This window comes from Romboutsia sp. LXY-2, from assembly GCF_056171995.1.
The window spans coordinates 249,833-267,458 of the sequence record NZ_JBKFGI010000003.1 but is presented as its reverse complement, the minus strand read 5'-3'; the positions used below and the strand labels follow the sequence as shown (position 1 = coordinate 267,458).

23 protein-coding genes and 1 pseudogene are annotated in these 17,626 nt (G+C 28.4%); 10 read left to right on the top strand and 14 right to left on the bottom strand.

Going from position 1 to position 17,626, the window contains the following annotated elements:
- Window positions 1-4 precede the first annotated feature (4 nt).
- Both ACI48P_RS07175 and ACI48P_RS07170 read right to left on the bottom strand, forming a co-directional pair.
- A complete protein-coding gene (locus tag ACI48P_RS07175; RefSeq protein WP_475214802.1) occupies window positions 5-337 on the bottom strand; it encodes a hypothetical protein in 333 nt (110 codons plus the stop codon).
- Between the two features lie 22 nt (window positions 338-359).
- Window positions 360-1,286 (bottom strand): ParM/StbA family protein, encoded by a 927-nt coding sequence (locus tag ACI48P_RS07170; protein ID WP_475214801.1) that lies wholly within the window; start codon window positions 1,284-1,286, stop codon window positions 360-362.
- A gap of 426 nt (window positions 1,287-1,712) precedes the next feature.
- Between ACI48P_RS07170 and ACI48P_RS07165 the strand changes: the two genes are divergently transcribed.
- Entirely contained in the window at window positions 1,713-2,204 is a 492-nt protein-coding gene (locus ACI48P_RS07165; RefSeq protein WP_475214800.1) for a helix-turn-helix domain-containing protein, read from the top strand.
- Between the two features lie 20 nt (window positions 2,205-2,224).
- Here the strand turns inward: ACI48P_RS07165 and ACI48P_RS07160 are convergent, their stop codons facing one another.
- Complete coding sequence (locus ACI48P_RS07160; RefSeq protein WP_475214799.1) at window positions 2,225-2,392, bottom strand: hypothetical protein; 168 nt, start codon at window positions 2,390-2,392, stop codon at window positions 2,225-2,227.
- Window positions 2,393-2,612: 220 nt separating this feature from the next.
- Between ACI48P_RS07160 and ACI48P_RS07155 the strand changes: the two genes are divergently transcribed.
- The gene (locus ACI48P_RS07155) at window positions 2,613-4,163 is read left to right on the top strand and encodes a recombinase family protein (protein ID WP_475214798.1); all 1,551 of its coding nucleotides are present in this window, start codon (window positions 2,613-2,615) and stop codon (window positions 4,161-4,163) included.
- A gap of 60 nt (window positions 4,164-4,223) precedes the next feature.
- Here ACI48P_RS07155 and ACI48P_RS07150 read toward each other — a convergent pair whose 3' ends face one another.
- Entirely contained in the window at window positions 4,224-4,463 is a 240-nt protein-coding gene (locus tag ACI48P_RS07150) for a hypothetical protein (protein ID WP_475214797.1), read from the bottom strand.
- A 169-nt stretch (window positions 4,464-4,632) separates the two neighbouring features.
- Between ACI48P_RS07150 and ACI48P_RS07145 the strand changes: the two genes are divergently transcribed.
- From ACI48P_RS07145 to ACI48P_RS07125, 5 genes are all read left to right on the top strand, one after another.
- Window positions 4,633-6,294 carry a recombinase family protein gene (locus ACI48P_RS07145; RefSeq protein ID WP_475214796.1) on the top strand — a complete coding sequence of 554 codons (1,662 nt, stop codon included), beginning with the start codon at window positions 4,633-4,635 and terminating at the stop codon, window positions 6,292-6,294.
- The gene (locus ACI48P_RS07140; RefSeq protein ID WP_475214795.1) at window positions 6,284-6,457 is read left to right on the top strand and encodes a hypothetical protein; all 174 of its coding nucleotides are present in this window, start codon (window positions 6,284-6,286) and stop codon (window positions 6,455-6,457) included. The genes ACI48P_RS07145 and ACI48P_RS07140 overlap by 11 nt, the downstream gene beginning before the upstream one ends.
- The gene (locus ACI48P_RS07135; RefSeq protein ID WP_475214794.1) at window positions 6,444-7,247 is read left to right on the top strand and encodes an ABC transporter permease; all 804 of its coding nucleotides are present in this window, start codon (window positions 6,444-6,446) and stop codon (window positions 7,245-7,247) included. Before ACI48P_RS07140 ends, ACI48P_RS07135 begins: the two co-directional genes overlap by 14 nt.
- Window positions 7,248-7,481: 234 nt before the next feature.
- Window positions 7,482-7,802 carry a hypothetical protein gene (locus tag ACI48P_RS07130; protein WP_475214793.1) on the top strand — a complete coding sequence of 107 codons (321 nt, stop codon included), beginning with the start codon at window positions 7,482-7,484 and terminating at the stop codon, window positions 7,800-7,802.
- Between the two features lie 218 nt (window positions 7,803-8,020).
- On the top strand, window positions 8,021-9,055 hold the full coding sequence (locus tag ACI48P_RS07125) for an ABC transporter substrate-binding protein (RefSeq protein WP_475214792.1): 1,035 nt from the start codon (window positions 8,021-8,023) through the stop codon (window positions 9,053-9,055).
- 128 nt (window positions 9,056-9,183) lie between these two features.
- Here the strand turns inward: ACI48P_RS07125 and ACI48P_RS07120 are convergent, their stop codons facing one another.
- From ACI48P_RS07120 to dapB, 9 genes and pseudogenes are all read right to left on the bottom strand, one after another.
- The gene (locus tag ACI48P_RS07120) at window positions 9,184-9,546 is read right to left on the bottom strand and encodes a hypothetical protein (protein WP_475214791.1); all 363 of its coding nucleotides are present in this window, start codon (window positions 9,544-9,546) and stop codon (window positions 9,184-9,186) included.
- A gap of 36 nt (window positions 9,547-9,582) precedes the next feature.
- Window positions 9,583-9,660 (bottom strand): annotated as a pseudogene (locus ACI48P_RS07115) (hypothetical protein); the annotation flags it as partial.
- Between the two features lie 46 nt (window positions 9,661-9,706).
- Entirely contained in the window at window positions 9,707-9,946 is a 240-nt protein-coding gene (locus ACI48P_RS07110) for a DUF1048 domain-containing protein (protein ID WP_475214790.1), read from the bottom strand.
- 22 nt (window positions 9,947-9,968) lie between these two features.
- On the bottom strand, window positions 9,969-10,292 hold the full coding sequence (locus ACI48P_RS07105; RefSeq protein ID WP_475214789.1) for a PadR family transcriptional regulator: 324 nt from the start codon (window positions 10,290-10,292) through the stop codon (window positions 9,969-9,971).
- A 185-nt stretch (window positions 10,293-10,477) separates the two neighbouring features.
- Window positions 10,478-11,704, bottom strand: coding sequence for an MFS transporter (locus ACI48P_RS07100; protein ID WP_475214788.1), 1,227 nt, complete (start codon window positions 11,702-11,704; stop codon window positions 10,478-10,480).
- Between the two features lie 54 nt (window positions 11,705-11,758).
- Window positions 11,759-12,106 (bottom strand): DUF6054 family protein, encoded by a 348-nt coding sequence (locus ACI48P_RS07095; RefSeq protein ID WP_475214787.1) that lies wholly within the window; start codon window positions 12,104-12,106, stop codon window positions 11,759-11,761.
- Between the two features lie 25 nt (window positions 12,107-12,131).
- Window positions 12,132-12,476: a hypothetical protein gene (locus ACI48P_RS07090; protein ID WP_475214786.1), complete on the bottom strand. Its 345-nt coding sequence runs from the start codon at window positions 12,474-12,476 to the stop codon at window positions 12,132-12,134.
- Between the two features lie 337 nt (window positions 12,477-12,813).
- On the bottom strand, window positions 12,814-13,158 hold the full coding sequence (locus ACI48P_RS07085) for a rhodanese-like domain-containing protein (RefSeq protein WP_475214785.1): 345 nt from the start codon (window positions 13,156-13,158) through the stop codon (window positions 12,814-12,816).
- Window positions 13,159-13,225: 67 nt separating this feature from the next.
- Window positions 13,226-13,969 (bottom strand): 4-hydroxy-tetrahydrodipicolinate reductase, encoded by a 744-nt coding sequence (dapB, locus tag ACI48P_RS07080; protein WP_475214784.1) that lies wholly within the window; start codon window positions 13,967-13,969, stop codon window positions 13,226-13,228.
- A 160-nt stretch (window positions 13,970-14,129) separates the two neighbouring features.
- Here dapB and ACI48P_RS07075 point away from each other — a divergent pair, with 160 nt between their 5' ends.
- Window positions 14,130-14,294, top strand: coding sequence for a hypothetical protein (locus ACI48P_RS07075; RefSeq protein ID WP_475214783.1), 165 nt, complete (start codon window positions 14,130-14,132; stop codon window positions 14,292-14,294).
- A 176-nt stretch (window positions 14,295-14,470) separates the two neighbouring features.
- Here the strand turns inward: ACI48P_RS07075 and ACI48P_RS07070 are convergent, their stop codons facing one another.
- Window positions 14,471-14,833 (bottom strand): VOC family protein, encoded by a 363-nt coding sequence (locus ACI48P_RS07070; RefSeq protein ID WP_475214782.1) that lies wholly within the window; start codon window positions 14,831-14,833, stop codon window positions 14,471-14,473.
- A 354-nt stretch (window positions 14,834-15,187) separates the two neighbouring features.
- Here ACI48P_RS07070 and ACI48P_RS07065 point away from each other — a divergent pair, with 354 nt between their 5' ends.
- Both ACI48P_RS07065 and ACI48P_RS07060 read left to right on the top strand, forming a co-directional pair.
- A complete protein-coding gene (locus ACI48P_RS07065) occupies window positions 15,188-16,396 on the top strand; it encodes a glycine C-acetyltransferase (protein WP_475214781.1) in 1,209 nt (402 codons plus the stop codon).
- Between the two features lie 48 nt (window positions 16,397-16,444).
- Complete coding sequence (locus ACI48P_RS07060; protein ID WP_475214780.1) at window positions 16,445-17,419, top strand: L-threonine 3-dehydrogenase; 975 nt, start codon at window positions 16,445-16,447, stop codon at window positions 17,417-17,419.
- Window positions 17,420-17,626 lie beyond the last annotated feature (207 nt).

Here is a 17,626-nt window from a genome sequence, read left to right as displayed (position 1 = left end):
CTAGTTATAAACCAGCTAGCATATCCTCAGGTATATAATTTTTATCATCATTGCTCTTTTCATCGCTTTTTTCTACATCTAACTTTGCTATTATGGGATTAGTATTAGATATATTAACACTAGATATTATTTTACATAGATCCTCTACAGTTAATTTAAGTGTATTTTCATATTCAGAATTTATATTATCTTCACACTGATTATCAAAGTATGATTTTAATAATTTTTTTATTAATTGTGAATAATTGCTAGTGCTTTTTATTTTTTCGTATAATTCAATTTCATTTCTTTTAAAAGATAAATATAATCCTAATTTTTTATCATTTAATTTATCCATATTTTAAACTCCTATAAACATCCTATCTATTGAATTTTTGTTGTGCAAACTTAAAGTATCCTTTTACATTACTCCATAAAGGATCTTCAACTATTATTGCATTACTATATCTACTTATTATATATTTTTTTAATGTCAGTGCTACTCCACCACAAAACTCTATTTCATCCATATCCAGTATTTTTACACCATCCGCTTCTAACATTGACTCTAATTTTTCAAACTGTCTATTAATTTCAGTTTCAACAATTTTGCCTAGCTTTATGTTTTTACATCCATTCTCTATGTATTCTTTCACTTGTTGGTTACTACAATTAGCTGGTCCCCCATTTCTAGAAAAACTTTTTATTATATTCGATATAATATTATGCATTCCTAATGTATATGCTGATGATTTACTCTCTATCGGTATCAGTCCTTCATAGTAACCATAATTTATAGTTGATGATCCCATGTCAATTGTGTAACTTACTTTATTATTCATATATTGATGATAGTTTAACAATTTATGACCTATGCTCTCAGGTAATATATGAATATCCTTGATATGATATATATATTCTTTTCCATTTATTACTATGGTATGTTCACCTATAAAATTTTTCTTTATACTTTTTTTATGTTCTTGGTTAAAATATGCATTTAAACTTTCTCCAACTACTATTTCAATTTCAGATCCACTTTCAATAATGGTACTAAAACTAGTCAAAAGTCCAATTAGATGCTTTTCAGTATTTTTTCCTTCCATCTTATTACTAGCCTGTTCTGCATAATCTCCAACAACATACGTTTTTTCTCTGAATTTCACATTAAACGTGTTGTTTCCTTTTGCCAAGTTAATATCTATAGATTTTCCTTCATCAATTTTATTTTTCATTATAAATTTTTCTGTTGATGTAATTAATTGGATATTTTCATTTCCAATATCTCCTGCACATACTATTCTCATGTTATCCTCCTATGTACTTAACTATAAAATTCTAGTAAATATATATATTTATATATACAGATTTATAGAAATATATATATTTATCATATTAGTAAACTGCTTCTTACAGCTTATTAATTTAAGATGTATCTATATTTAATATATTTTTTATATAAAAACATATTAAAGTATAGGTAATTATATATTTTATAATTTAAAAGCTACTAAATAAACTTACAAAACATAAATATCACTCATCTATTATTCAGTCTCAACTTAACAATAAGTTTAGAACTAAACACCTTGAGTAGATATTATTATATTTATCTCTTCTGGTCAATACTTTTCGTAAATTTTTGTGAAATAATTAAATATATCTTTATTATTTTATTAATTATATATATAATCTAACTTAAGTATTTAAATTAAAATAATGAGGTGATTTACTTGAATACAGGAGAACTAATTCGTAGTTATAGAAAAAGAAAAGGACTAACTATGAAAGAATTAGGTAATAAGGTAGGTGTATCAGAACAAGCTATATCACAATACGAGCGTTCTATAAGAACACCTAATGTCGCAACACTACGTAAAATATGTAGCTTCTTAAATTTACCTGTAGAAGATGTTGCTTCTGCGTTCCCACCTATACCTACATCTGAAGATATAGATATAAATCCAAATTTAGTGATAGAAAGTCAAATAGAGCAGTTTTTTGATGATGTAGATATGATAAAAATAAAACTTATGTGTAAATTATTTGCTTCTTTCAATTATAGTCTTGATATCGATGAAAATATTGTAAATGTTGTAGATAATGTAACAGATAGCATATATGCTACTATTCCACGAAAAGAATTTATTGGTATGAGCGAAGTATTCTATTGCGGTACTGAGGGATTAATTAACAACTTAAAGTATAAATATTCTTGTAAATAAAGTAGCCTTATGAATTTATATCATAAGGCTACTTTATTTATATTCTTATCTATTTTATTTATTGAAATTTCAACTGCTTCTAGTGAATATTTTTCAATTAATGATTCTATAAACCATTTAATTTTTTGTTCTTCTAATTTGTTACTTTCATTTGTACTATACTCATGTTTAATTTTTATATTTTTCATATTGCGTCCTCTCTATTATAATCCTTATATAGAGAGCAATAATTATTTTTAAATTTATTAATAGCTTTGCTAATATCTTATATAATATTTTTATAAAATACAAGCTTTAATTTTCCACTTGACAAATTTCTTCAAAATAATAAAATAAATAACATAAAGCTACAAACTTATTATCAATAAATATCACTCTCATATATATTAAATAAAGGAGTTTTATACTATGAGAGTTGCAATTTACGCTAGAAAGTCAAAACATGTATCTCAAAGTGAATCTATAAAAAATCAAATAGATTTATGTAGAAGTTACTGTGAAAATAATTTTAATTATACACAAACTAAAATATATTATGATGATGGTTACACTGGAAAAAATGATACCCGACCTGCTTACCAAAATTTATTAAGTGATATCAGAGATGGTAAAATTGATATACTTTTAGTTTATAAGGTAGATCGACTCTGTAGAAATACAAGTGATTTTTATTCTATACTTGATTTATTGGATACCTATAATATTCAATTCAAATCAATCTCACAGGATTTTGATTTAGATAGTATTACCGGAAGAGCCATGGCAGGAATGTATTCAGTTTTTGCTCAATTTGAACGCGAATGTATATCAGAAAGAATTAAAGACAATATGTATGAGTTAGCAAAAAGTGGACGTTGGCTCGGTGGTCCAGCTCCATTTGGCTATAAGTTTAATAAAGTTATAAAAGATAATAGAACATTATCCTATTTAGTTGAGGATGAAGTTCAAGCTGAGATTGTTAAACTTCTTTACAATAAATTTATCAAATTGGGATCATTAACTAAGGTAAGAAAGTACGCATATGAAAACTCTATTACTGGTCCTCAAGGTAATATACTTGACTTGAGTACTCTTGGTAAAATATTAAGAAACCCACTGTATGCAAAATCTACGCCTGATATTATATCCTTTTTAGAAAATAAAAATATGAATGTTATTGGTGATGCTGATTATATACATGGTTTTTTTACATACGGTAAAAATAATACCTCTTCAATACAGCCAATTGCAACAATTTCAAAGCATAATGGAATTATCAATGGCGATACTTGGCTAGAAGTACAAAATATACTGTTAACAAATAGTACTAAATTTCCTAGAGAAAAAACAGGTAAAAAATCACTATTATCCGGTTTACTCAAATGTAAACTATGTGGAAGTAATATGAGAATTTCTTATAAAAAACCTAATACTAATGGAAAACAACATAGTTATTATATATGTGGTTCAAAAAAGACTTTCGGTGCCAAGGCCTGTTCATGTTCTAATTTAAATGCAAATTATGTAGATAGACTAGTAATAGATTACATTAATAAAATAGATTTAAAAACATTAATTGAATTATTCAGAAGTGATAATTTATTTAAATCTAACTTCGATACTACGTCAGGAGAGATTTCTTTATTAAAAAAGAATATAGAAATAAAAAATAAAAGTTTATCTAATCTTACTAATAGCTTAAGTATGACTTCAGATTCAACTATAATTAATACTATAATAAAAAAAATGGAGACTCTTTCACTTGAAATAAATAATTTAAATAAAAACTTTGTTACTATTACTTCAATTTCCTCTGATGTAAATAGTTCTGTTAGTGAACGTATTAACCATTATTTAAATAATTTTGATGATTTTCTAGAAAATGAAACTTTAGAATCTAAATTAAATTTCATTAATCTTATTGTAAGTAAAATTGAATGGGATTCATCAACAAATGATATAAATATTATATTTAAATAATTAATAATATATTGCTGTAGCTAGTTTATATTAAATAAACATAGCTACAGCTTTTTAAATTCATTTATTCTTATATTCTTCTATCGCAATTTTCTTAGCTTCTTCATATGTAATATCATCTGATTCAATTTCTTTGATGCGGATCCATATTGGATATACTTCTAATAAGTTTTCCTCTCCATACATTTCTAATTGTTGATCCAAAATCCACTTCGATTTTATTCTCTCAATTTCTTCTTCCCAATAGAATTGTTGCGGATAATTTACTCGTACTTTTATATCCTCTGTTCTAATGCCCATAAAATCCCCCTGTGAATCCTTTTATACTACCATATTCAATATAACTGTATCTTGTTACTATCGTTATCTACGCTTCTATTGAAGTGCATCACATAATAATATTAATTAACAAAATATGTAAATTTATTATATAATAATATATGTCTACAATTTAGAATGGAGGTCATAAATGAAAATAGCTATCTACTCTCGTAAATCTGTATTTACAGGTAAAGGAGAGTCAATAGAAAACCAAATACAATTATGTCAAGATTATATTAACTCTAACTACTCTGTTTCAAAAGATGATATATATGTATATCAAGATGAAGGTTATTCTGGTGGGAACACAAATAGACCAATGTTTAAAAAATTATTAAGTGATGCTAATAGTAAAAAATTTGATTGCTTAGTATGTTATCGATTAGATAGAATTTCTAGAAACGTATCAGATTTTTCTTCTCTTATAGAACATTTAAATAAGTTAAATATAAGCTTTGTATCTATCAAAGAACAGTTTGATACATCAACTCCCATGGGAAGAGCTATGTTATATATTTCATCTGTATTTGCTCAATTAGAGCGTGAAACAATTGCTGAGCGTGTTAGAGATAATATGTACGAATTAGCTAAAACAGGAAGATGGTTAGGTGGACGTACGCCCTATGGCTTCAAATCTTCAAGTATAACGTACTTTGATGAAAATATGTCTCAACGTAAAATGTATAAATTAGAAATTGATAAAGACAGCATGGAAGTTGTTAAGTATATTTTCTCCAAGTATCTAAAATTAGGGTCTTTAACTAAACTTCATAAACATTTATACGAAAATGGCATAAAAGGTCCGTATAATGGTAGTTTTTGCCCTAGTTCCGTTTCTATCTTACTGAGAAATCCAGCATATGTAAATGCAAGCGAAGATGTTTTCAATTATTTAAAAAGCAAAGATTTTGATGTAGTTGGATCTCCAGATAATAAACACGGCATTCTAACCTATGGTAAAAATAGTAGTAAACCTATTGCTGCTATTGCAAATCATTGTGGAGTTATCTCCTCAGAAGATTGGCTTAGAGTTCAACACTTATTAGATGTTAATAGTGATAAGGCTCCTAGAGTAGGAACTGGTCCAAATACACTACTTTCAGGTATCTTAAAATGTTCAATATGTGGTTCAAGTATGAGACTGTCCTATAAAAATTCAGCTACTGGAACTATAATTTACTATATATGTGGAAGGAAAAAAACACTAGGTAAATCTGCTTGTAACTGCGGAAATATAAGGTCTGATAAACTTGAACCATTAGTAATTTCTAGCATAAAAAATGTAAATGTAGAATCTATGATAAAACAATACGAAAAATCCAAATTAATGAACAAACAAAATAATAAAGATGTAGACATAAAAATAAACTCGTTAAATTCAACTATAAAAGAAAAAGAAACACTTGTTGATAATTTAGTAATGCAACTAGCAAAATTCACAGATAGTTCTGCTTCATCTTTTATAATTGAAAAAATAGAAATACTTAATAATGAAATATTAAATTTAAAATCTGAACTTGATTCTTTAAATAAACATAATCAAGAGATAAACAATTCAAATTTAAACTTAGATGTTTTAATAAATAATCTAAATAGATTCAATGATGAAATCGATAATGCTGATATAGATAAAAAGAAAGTATTATTAAATTCTATACTAGAATCCGTTGAATGGTCTTCTAGTAACAAGACTTTAACAATTAACTATATTGGTTTTAATCCTGAATTAAATTCACTAAACCCCACCAATAATATAAATCAAAAGTTGCACTTTAGAACACAAAGCAGAAGCAATTTCAATGTCAGATAACGTTGCAATTCTTTCTAAAAGACCTGCAACAGTGAAAAATATCTATAATATAAAACTAGACATTGAAGGAGAAAAAACACCTTTAAAAACTCGTAAAGTTCCCGATTTCCAAAAGTACTTTGATATATTATGGAAGGAGTTGGATACTTATGAGACTAAGTAAAACATCTGAGGGCTATTTAAATTATATGCACCAAATAAAAAAAGATAAAAGAAAAATTTTACTATATCAAATACTTCTTTTAATAGGAATGCTAGTAATTTGGGAAGCTTTAGCACACTTTAATTTAATTAATACATTTTTATTTAGTAAACCAAGTGCCATTTATGAGTTATTCATTAAATATCTAACAACAGGAGAATTAATGAAACACATAGGCATATCAGTATATGAAACAGTTTTAGGTCTTGTCATAGGAACTGGTCTTGGTATTTTAGTAGCCATAGCACTATGGTGGTCAGAAAAATTATCTAAAATCCTAGATCCATTTTTAGTTGTACTAAATGCTCTTCCTAAAACTGCCCTAGCTCCAATAATAATAGTTTGGGCAGGTGCTGGAGTAAGAGGTATTGTGGTTACTGCCATTGCAATTTCAATAGTTGTAACGATTTTATCCGCTTACAACTATTTTATTAATGTAGATGAAGAAAAAATAAAAATGCTTAGAAGCTTTGGAGCTACAAAAACTCAAATCCTTTTTAAACTAATTTTACCATCAAATATAGGAAACTTAATAAACCTAACAAAAATCAACATAGGTATGGCTTGGGTTGGTGTAATTGTTGGTGAATTCTTAGTTTCTAGATATGGTATAGGATACCTTATTGTATATGGAAGCCAAGTATTCAAACTTGACTTAGTAATGATGGGAGTATTCGTTTTAGCTGCTTGTGCATGGATTATGTATGAAATAGTAAACATCATTGAAAAACTATATAAAAAATATAGATAATAGTTATTTATATAATAAATCAACATCACATAGTTTGTAATTACTAATAAATTATGTAAGTTAATGTAAATTATTATATGCGTTAAAATCAATTTATAAATTTAATAATTGGTTTTAACGCTTTTTTATTTAATCATGCACTAATAAATTTGTTAAAATAGGAAAATTTTAATCAGTTTAATATTAAACTATTTGCACAACCTATTATTGAAACTAAGAAAGGTGGTAATACATATGAAAAAAAGCAGAAATTCACAACAAAATCAACAAATGCAAAACTCAACAATGATGAATCAATCTATGCAAAATAATGCAATGATGAATCAACCTCTACAAAACGAAGCTATGCAAAACACTATGACTAACGAGGCTAGCCAAGGGATGCAATCTATGCAATCAGAATCATCTTCAGAGTATTTAACAAATCTATCTAACCAAAGCAATTTTACTCAAAATGACTTAGCTAACCAAGCTCGTCAATACAATGCTTCAGTACAAAACCAAAGTCCAAACAAAAACAACAAAATGAATGACCAACAAAACGGAATGTACTAAAAACTAATAATACAAAACTCATACTTTCAAAAATTCTTGTAAGAAAAGCTGACATACTCTGTCAGCTTTTTAATTTATTTTATCATTCAAGTTACTAGTTATAATATTATCACCATAAGTTTGTAACATATTTCTATTTTAAAAATAATATATACTATACTTAATATGTTTTTTTCTTTAATTTTCTTTAAGTAATTTTTATTTGAGGGGGTACAATTATGTTCAAAAAATTAACTGCAGTAATTAGCTCAATGGCATTAGGGGCTGTGCTACTTACTGGATGTAGCACAACAACTACACCTTCAGAAGATAAAGAACTTGATAAAATAACTATTGCAGAAGTTACACACTCTGTTTTTTATGCACCACAATATGCGGCAATTACAAACGGATTTTTTAAAGATGAAGGAATTGATGTTAGCTTAATAAACACTAACGGTGCTGATAAAACTATGGCTGCATTAATTTCCGGGGAAGCTCAAGTTGGTCTTATGGGACCTGAAGCTTCAATATATGTTTATAACCAAGGCAATGAAGACTATGCAGTAAACTTTGCTCAATTGACTAAGAGAGATGGTAGCTTCTTAGTAGCTAGAGAAGAAATGCCAAACTTTAGTTATGCTGATTTAAAAGGTAGCGAAATTCTTGGAGGAAGAAAAGGTGGAGTTCCTCTAATGACCTTTGAATATGTATTAAAGAAAAACGGATTAACAATCGCTGAAAATGATTCAAGTGCAGACGTAAATGTAAGAACAGACGTTGCTTTTGCTGCTATGGCTGGAGCATTTGCTGGTGGAGAAGCTGATTATACAACAGTATTTGAACCTACAGGAACTGCTATGGAAAAAGCAGGCACAGGTTATATTGTAGCTTCAATAGGTAAAGATTCTGGAGAAATACCATACACAGCATACTCAACTACTAAATCTTACATGGATGATAACGCAGATTTAATCCAAAGATTTACAAACGCTGTATATAAAGGCCAACAATGGGTTCAAAGCGCATCTAGTGAAGATATAGCAAAAGCCATGCAACCATTCTTTGATGACTTATCTTTAAATGACTTAATTGCAGTTGTTGATAGATATAAGTCTATAGATGCTTGGTCTACTGATCCTGTTTTAACAGAAGAGAGCTTAAATAATTTAATTACAGTTATGAAAGAAGCTGGGGAATTAGATAAAGATCCAGTTTATGGTGATATAGTAAACACTTCTTTTGCAAAAACTTCTATAGAAAAAATAAAATAAATAAAAATTTCTTGAAGGAAATTTCATTATGTAGTAGAATATATTAATTAGAATAATTATTTATTATTCACTGAGGTTAGAGCCCTAAGGACATCCACACCTGGGGCTCTTTTAATTTGCAAATTTACTTATCTTTTACTAATCTCTTCTTCTATTAATTCTTTAGAAATATACATTGCATCTATTATCTTTTTAAAACGTGTATGATGAGATGTGCCTTCAGCAAGCTTACTTTGTCCTTTTTCACATTTGCTTATTATTGAAGTAACAGGCGGCATAGCTTTTAAAAGTTCTTCTTTTGTATATGTATCACTTATATCTTCATTAGTTATTAATGCTTTTGAGATATAAAGTGCCTTTATTCTATTTTTAAGCAGAGTATGTTGAGAACTACCCTCCTCAAATTTTGGATGTATTTTTTCGCAATTAGAGATAGTCGAAACTACAACTTCTAAAGCCTTTGATAATTCTTCATTTTTATATTTTTTCATTATATTTTATTTCCTTTTCCAAAATTATTTTGCATATCACGAATTAATTTTACGGTAATTGTCAGTCCATTTTTTCGTATCACGTAAAAACTCGTCGCAAAAATCAGCAACATCTTCGCCTGTTACTTAAAGAACATGCAATCCATCTTATGAACTAGTCTCAAACAACTCTATTAAATATTGCTGAGCTTTCATCTGACACCCTTAATTCAAATAAATCTATTAAATCTGTAAACATAGTCATATCTGTAAATATTGTCATGTCATCTCCAGGTGCACCAACAGTGTACATATACTTTCGAATTTTTTTAAACGCATAATTGTAATCTCTTGGCAATTTATCAACCCTCTTAATCATTTGTTTATATTCACTCTTCTCATCTAAGTCTCCAATTATCAATTTTATAAAATTATCAAGTATATTATCTTTCCTCCTTTAATTGATTTATTTTCCATGAAACAAATTCCCACCTTTCCCAGAACTTTCTTAATTCCTGACGTCCTGCATCATTAAGTTTAAAAAACTTTCGTGGCGGTCCCATTTCTGATTTCTTCTTTTTAGTTTCCACTAATTTATTTTTTTCAAGTCGTACCAAGATTGTATAAACTGTCCCATCTACAACATCTGAAAATCCTAGAGCATTCAGCCTCTTAATAATCTCATAACCATATGTTTCCTCATGACTTATAATTTCAAGAACGCAGCCTTCAAGGACACCTTTTAACATTTCCGTAATATTTTCCAAGTAATTCATCTCTTCGCTATCTAGTAATACCAGTATTCTGTATTACTCACTACCGCTATATAGTATCCCTAGGTAGAGGTAGTGTCAATATCACTTCTTTATTTTTTTATACTATTTTTATCATGAGGTTTTAAATAATACAAAAATTAAAATAAGCACCTAATATAAAATCAAGTGCTTAACTCCTATTCATTGACTTCAACGTCTTCAACCTCATAATTTAAAAAAGCTTTAACTTCTGGATTTATAACAATAAAACATATAATAACAATTCCTACAATAGTGCTACCAATTATCAAAAGCCTTGGATTCATAAATTCACCTAACACACCTCCTACAAAATTTCCAATAGGAGAAATAGCCATAGCTAAAGTGCCAATAGTAGCAAATACCTTACCTCTTTTATCTGAAGGTGTAAGAAGCATTATTGTAGAATTTGCAACAGTGTTAAATACAAACATGAATACATAACTAATAGTGAAAAATAAGATTATGAACACAAACTCATTAATAAATGCACCTAAACCTCTAAGAACCATAAAAGTTAATATAGAAAAAATATATATCTTATATTTGTGCTTTGGTTTAATATTAACCATGGATAATATTAAAGTTCCTATCAAAAATCCAATACTTTGAAATCCATTTAAAACACCATATTTAGTCATACCTAAAGATGATTCTGCTAAAAACCAAGGTATAATTAATACTCTAATCATTCCTCCTAAAAAATTTATAAAAAATGCCATAATGAGACTTCTTACAAGCCCCTTAAGTTTAAATATAAATCTTATACCTTCCATAAAATCTTCTTTAAAGGTAATATGTACATTCTTCTTCTCTATCTTAGGAATAGAGATAAAACCTTCACTAAAAGCCGAAAATAAATATGATATTCCATTAATCAAAAACATCACTGGTGCTCCAATTATTGTATATAAAAAGCCACCGATAGATTGGCCTATTATATCTGCACCAGTTGTCGCCATTTGATACGATGAATTGGCTTTAATTAACTTATCCTTAGGTACAAGTTCTGGAAGCACTGATTGAATTGATGGATTAAAAAAAGATGAACATATTCCCATAATAATACCCATCAGCATTACCATCCATATTTTTAAAGATCCATTTATTGCTGAAAAAGCAACAAATATCATACCAATACCTCTAACAATATCACCTAAAACTATTAATTGTTTTCTATTTGACCTATCTACAATAACTCCAGCAAAAGGACCTAAAATTATCCTAGGTATGGTAACTAAAGCCATTATACTTCCCATTATTGCAGTTGAGCCAGTTTCTTGAAGTACCCATAGCCCTAAGGCAATAGAATACAGCGCATCACCAAATACTGATACGAGTTGACCTTGCCACAGTAGAAAAAAGTTTTTATTCCATAACTTCATAAATATCCCCTTAATGTATGCTGATTTTAAAAGCACACTACATTCATCTCTATGTTAATTTTGTATTATATAATCACTAAGAATTTCTCTAGGTAATGCTGCAAAACTTTTGCTTGCTCCCCAGTCAAACTTGAAGAACATACCTTGAGCAGCTCCCCCTCCAATAGAATGAACTTTTGTTACCCCAGTTAAATCATCAACAACGATAGTTAGAGTTATCCTATTACCAACCCTATAGAAGTATTTTTCGTATACTAGTAAAATAGCTCCACTAATTTCATTGCCTGTTATAATATGGTAATCTATTCTTTCACCTTCTACGCTCCAATGAACTATGCCTCTGTCTAATTTTGATATTGTATCACTCAAAGATAAATTAACTTTAAAATTATCTGAATTCAAGTTTTTCTCCCCCTTCATATATTAATTACTTATTATTTATGCCTTTGTATCTATTAAACTTATTTAGATGAATTTCAGTTAAGGCTATAGGTCCAAATACTATTAACAGTCTTGTTATAGCATAAACTGAACTTACAATCTGAAAATCCATCAAATTAATTAATCCAACAAAACCCACAGAAAATATGACAGATAATTTACAAATCTTATAAAAATATGAGTTTGCTTCTTCCCAACTATCATTATCTTTCATAGCAGATTTAGTTTTATAACCCACATGTATATTGGGATATTGTTTATAATCATCATGTAGATACTTGCAAATAGCACCTATAAAATATATAACTATTCCTAATAAAATTGTTAACATTTCACATTTTCCTCCTCCACAGCATTATCTGTAAGATTTCAAAATTAAGCCAGCAACAATCATTATAATACCTAGCTAATATTAGTGTTCAAAATAATACACTTAAATTCATCCTTCTATAACAAATAACTATATAAATGTATTATACACACATTTATGTAGTTACTTATTATACTGCTCTTATGGTATAGATATCCTTACATAAGATACAGGTTCTCTAAACATCTAATAACAATTTCTAATGTTATCATTGTCTAATCTACTTTACTATTGAGTATTAATTAATAATCAACCACCTTATGATAAAAAGACCCTAAAGGGTCTTTTTTTATAAACACTAATATACTAACTTACCTTTATAATTATTTAGTCCTCCTCTTATTGTATATACCTTAGTAAAACCTTGATTTACTAAAATATCAGCAGCATCACTACTTCTTATACCTTTTTGACAATAAACTAAAATTGGAGTATTTCTATAATAATATAAATTATTAAGATTATAATCAAAAGAATCTAAAGGTATATTCATACTTTGTGGTATATGACCTGAATTATATTCATCTAGATCTCTTACATCTATTATGACTAAGTCATTATTTCTATTAATCAAATTACTTAACTCTTTACCACTAATACTTTTATATCCTCTTTTTTTCATTAAAACTGATACAAATGTCATAATTATCTACTCCCACTTAATATTCTTACTTAATACATAATTATGCAAATTTCTACCAAATGTTACATTAATTCAGAACATCATCCATATTATAATATCCTACCTCTTTATTCACTATAAACTTAGACGCCATAACTGCACCTTTAGCAAATATCATATTTGATTGTGCCTTGTGCTTAATCTCTAAAACCTCATCATCACCTGCATAAATAACATCATTGTCTCCAATAATAGTTCCACCTCTAATAGTATGTATTCCTAGCTCATTTTCTTTTCTCTTTGAATGTCTTCCTTCTCTGCCATAGATATTTTCAAGCTCACTTCTTACCTCTTTAATTACATCTGCAGTCATATAAGCTGTACCACATGGGCAATCTTCTTTTCTATTATGATGTTTTTCAATAATTTCTATATCAAAATCCCTAAGCAACCTTGTTGCTTCTCTAACTAACTTTAACATTACAGTAATTCCAATAGACGTATTCGAAGACTTAAATACTGGTAATTTATTAGACAGTTCTTTTAATTTTTCAACTTGTTCTTCAGTATGACCCGTTGTTCCTATTACTACAGGAGTATTAGTATTTAAACTATATCCAATAATTTCTTCAAGCCTTTGCGCCTTTGAAAAATCAATAATAACATCAGCTTTTCCAGGAATTTGGCTAAAGCTTGTATATATATCAAAATCTTTATTTTCTAATTTATAATCTGATACTGCACAGTAAATTTCTACCCCGTCACTGTCTTCAATACATCTTACGATTTCTCTTCCTGTATTTCCTAATCCACAAACAATAATCTTTATCATCGGCTCCCCCTTATGAACATTTATAATTGATTTTTTAGTGTCTTATTTTGTATAACCATTTACATTCATATCAATTAAATGGTAATTTATATTATATATGGTGTCAATAAAATATAATCTGATATTAGATAATAGAATTTATTAATAGGAGGGTACTAATATGATAACTAGAAATTACATAGTAACATTAATAGATGGCGATTATGCTGTTTTAGTAGATGAAAATAAGGAACAAATAAGAATAGCAAGAGCTTTATTGCCTCTTGAAATAGATGAGGGTACAAAACTTCTATTTGAAAACTTTGAGTATACAATAATTCTATAAAATATATAAAAATAGCTAGATATTTAAAATTTATATTCTCCCTTTATGGTTGACAATTAAAAAAATAAAACATTTGTCATGGGGGAGGTATATCACTTTAACAAAAATCTAGCTGTTTTTATATGCTCTTTATTCTAAATATATTAATGTTTCAAATTATAGAACATTTGCCAACTCTATTTATTCTCAACAAATTGAATTTTTAAACCGTTAGGATCCTTTACAAAGAAAAACTTTATATGAGGATTTGGCTGAATTATCCCACCTAAAACTTCTATCCCTCTATCTTCAACAAACTTTAACATCTTATCAACACTTTCCACTTCAAATCCTAAAGAAATATCCTTTCCTAAATTAACCTTTTCTACCCCTTTGTCCCATAACAGCTCTATCTCAGTTTCTCCATCACCTAAAAAAGCAATCTCAGTGTTTGGTCCTGCTTCAAATCTTCTACTACACTTTAATCCAACTACCTCCTCATAAAACTTTAGTGATTCTTCTAAATCTTTTACTGTTATCGTAGTCCAACAAAATTTCATCTTTTACTCTCCTTAAATGTATCGTCTCAACTTACAAGACTTATTTTATCTATACAACTATAGTACATTATTTTCCATATATTTTTTATATTTATTATTTTCTTGCCACTAAATTTTTAATTTCCCCTATCAGTCTCTAAAAAATTAAGAATCTCTTTTCTACATTTCAGACATATTTCTATTATGATTTTCAACTAATTCATCAATATTTACTCTTTTATTAAAGTATTTGTTAGTTATTGCATTTATTTGATTACTAATTATTATTTACAATAGTCAAGCTTAAAACTTAAAATTATATTAAATGAGATAATTATATATTTAATTAATTATATATTAATAGGAGGATGCACAATGGCAAACAGCTCAGCTATAAAAAACATGTCTCTATCAAACTTCTTAGAAACTAATCTTAATGAATTAAAATCAAAAGGTCTATATAACAAAATAGATCCTCTACAAAGTTCTAATGGACCAATAATCACTATAAATAACAGAGAACTAATCAATCTATCATCTAACAATTATTTAGGACTAGCTTCTGATGAAAGACTTATAAAAGCAACTACTGATGCAACCATCAAATATGGTGCAGGTGCTGGTGCAGTTAGAACAATTAATGGTACTTTAGAAATTCACGACATCTTAGAAGAAAGTATTGCAAAGTTTAAAGGAACAGAAGCTTCTATAGCTTTCCAATCAGGATTTTGCTGTAACATGGGAGCTATCCAAGCAGTAATGGACAAGAATGACGCTATCTTATCTGATGAACTAAACCATGCTTCAATAATTGATGGATGCAAGCTTTCTGGTGCAAAAATAATAAGATACAATCACTCTAATATGGATGACTTAAGAAATAAAGCAAAAGAAGCTACTGAAAGTGGCAAATATAACAAAATAATGGTTATTACTGATGGTGTATTCTCTATGGATGGAGATATAGCAAAACTACCAGAAATAATAGAAATCGCTGAAGAATTTGACTTAATCTCATATGTAGATGATGCTCATGGTTCTGGTGTAACTGGAAAAGGTGCAGGAACGTGTAAACACTTTGGCTTACAAGATAGGGTTGACTTCCAAATAGGTACACTTTCAAAAGCAATAGGCGTTGTAGGTGGATATGTAGCAGGAAGCAAAGATCTTATAGATTGGTTAAAAGTTAGAGGAAGACCATTCCTATTCTCTACTTCACTAACTCCTGGTGCTGCTGCTGCTTGTAATGAATCAATAAACATTTTATCCCAAAGTGCTGACTTAGTCGATAAGGTTTGGGAAAATGGTAATTACCTAAAAGAAGGTCTAAAAGCTCTAGGATTTAACATTGGAAATAGTGAAACACCAATAACTCCATGTATTATTGGTGATGAAAGCAAAACTCAATTATTCAGTAAAAGATTATTTGAGGAAGGTGTATACGCTAAGTCAATAGTTTTTCCTACCGTACCAAAAGGAACAGGTAGAGTTAGAAACATGCCTACTGCTGCACACACTAAAGAGATGTTAGATGAAGCTTTAGCTATATACGAAAAAGTAGGAAAAGAATTAGACATCATATAAGAATTCATAAATTTAAAATTTTTAAGATTATTATATGGGGGTATTTATATGAATAAAATTCTAGTAACAGGAGCTCTTGGTCAAATAGGATCAGAGTTGATTACTAAACTTAGAAAAGAATACGGTGTTTGCAATGTCATAGCTACAGATGTAAGATCAATTGAATGTAGCGAAGTGGTAAACTGTGGTTCTTTTGAGTTACTTGATGTTATGGATATTGAAGCAATGAATAATGTGGTTAAAAATCATAAAGTAGATACAATAGTTCACTTAGCATCTTTACTTTCTGCTGTTGGAGAAAAAAATCCTCAGTTTGCTTGGAAATTAAACATGGGAGGACTTGTTAACGCTCTCGAAATTGCAAAAGAACACAACTGTAAATTATTTGCTCCAAGTTCTATTGCTGCTTTTGGTCCAAATTCTCCAAAAGACAAAACTCCTCAAGACACTATCCAAAGACCTAATACAATGTATGGTGTTACTAAGGTTTCTGGAGAATTATTATCTGACTACTACTTTAATAAGTATGGTGTAGATACAAGGAGCGTAAGATTCCCTGGTCTAATCTCTTATGTTACTCCTCCAGGTGGTGGAACTACTGACTATGCTGTTGATATATATTATGAAGCATTAAAAAATAAGAAATATAAATCTTTTATAGCTGAAGGTACTCAAATGGATATGATGTATATGCCAGATGCTCTTCAAGCAATAGTAGATTTATTAGAAGCAGATGGTTCAAAATTAATACATAGAAATGCATTTAATATTACAGCAATGAACTTTGCACCAGAAGAAATAGCTGCTGAAATTAAAAAGCATATCCCGGAGTTTGAATTTAGCTATAATGTAGACCCAGTTCGTCAATCTATAGCTGAATCTTGGCCAAACTCAATAGACTCAACTTGTGCAATAAATGAGTGGGGCTTCAAGTATGAATATGATTTAAGCAAGATGACTACAGACATGTTAGAAAAGCTAAGAGCTAAAGGTATAGAAAATAAAGAAACATCTTTTGCTTAAAATTGAATTTAAAAGTATAAACCACTTAATAAAAATTAAGTGGTTTCTATTATCACCCATAAAAATGAATTTTCAAATCTGAAACTATATTAATATTATATATATTTGGATACAAAACTTTACTTTCCATTCCGCAATTATACATAGATACATTATTATAAGTATTTGAAGAATAAATCATATGAATAAAAAATTAATTTCGTTATA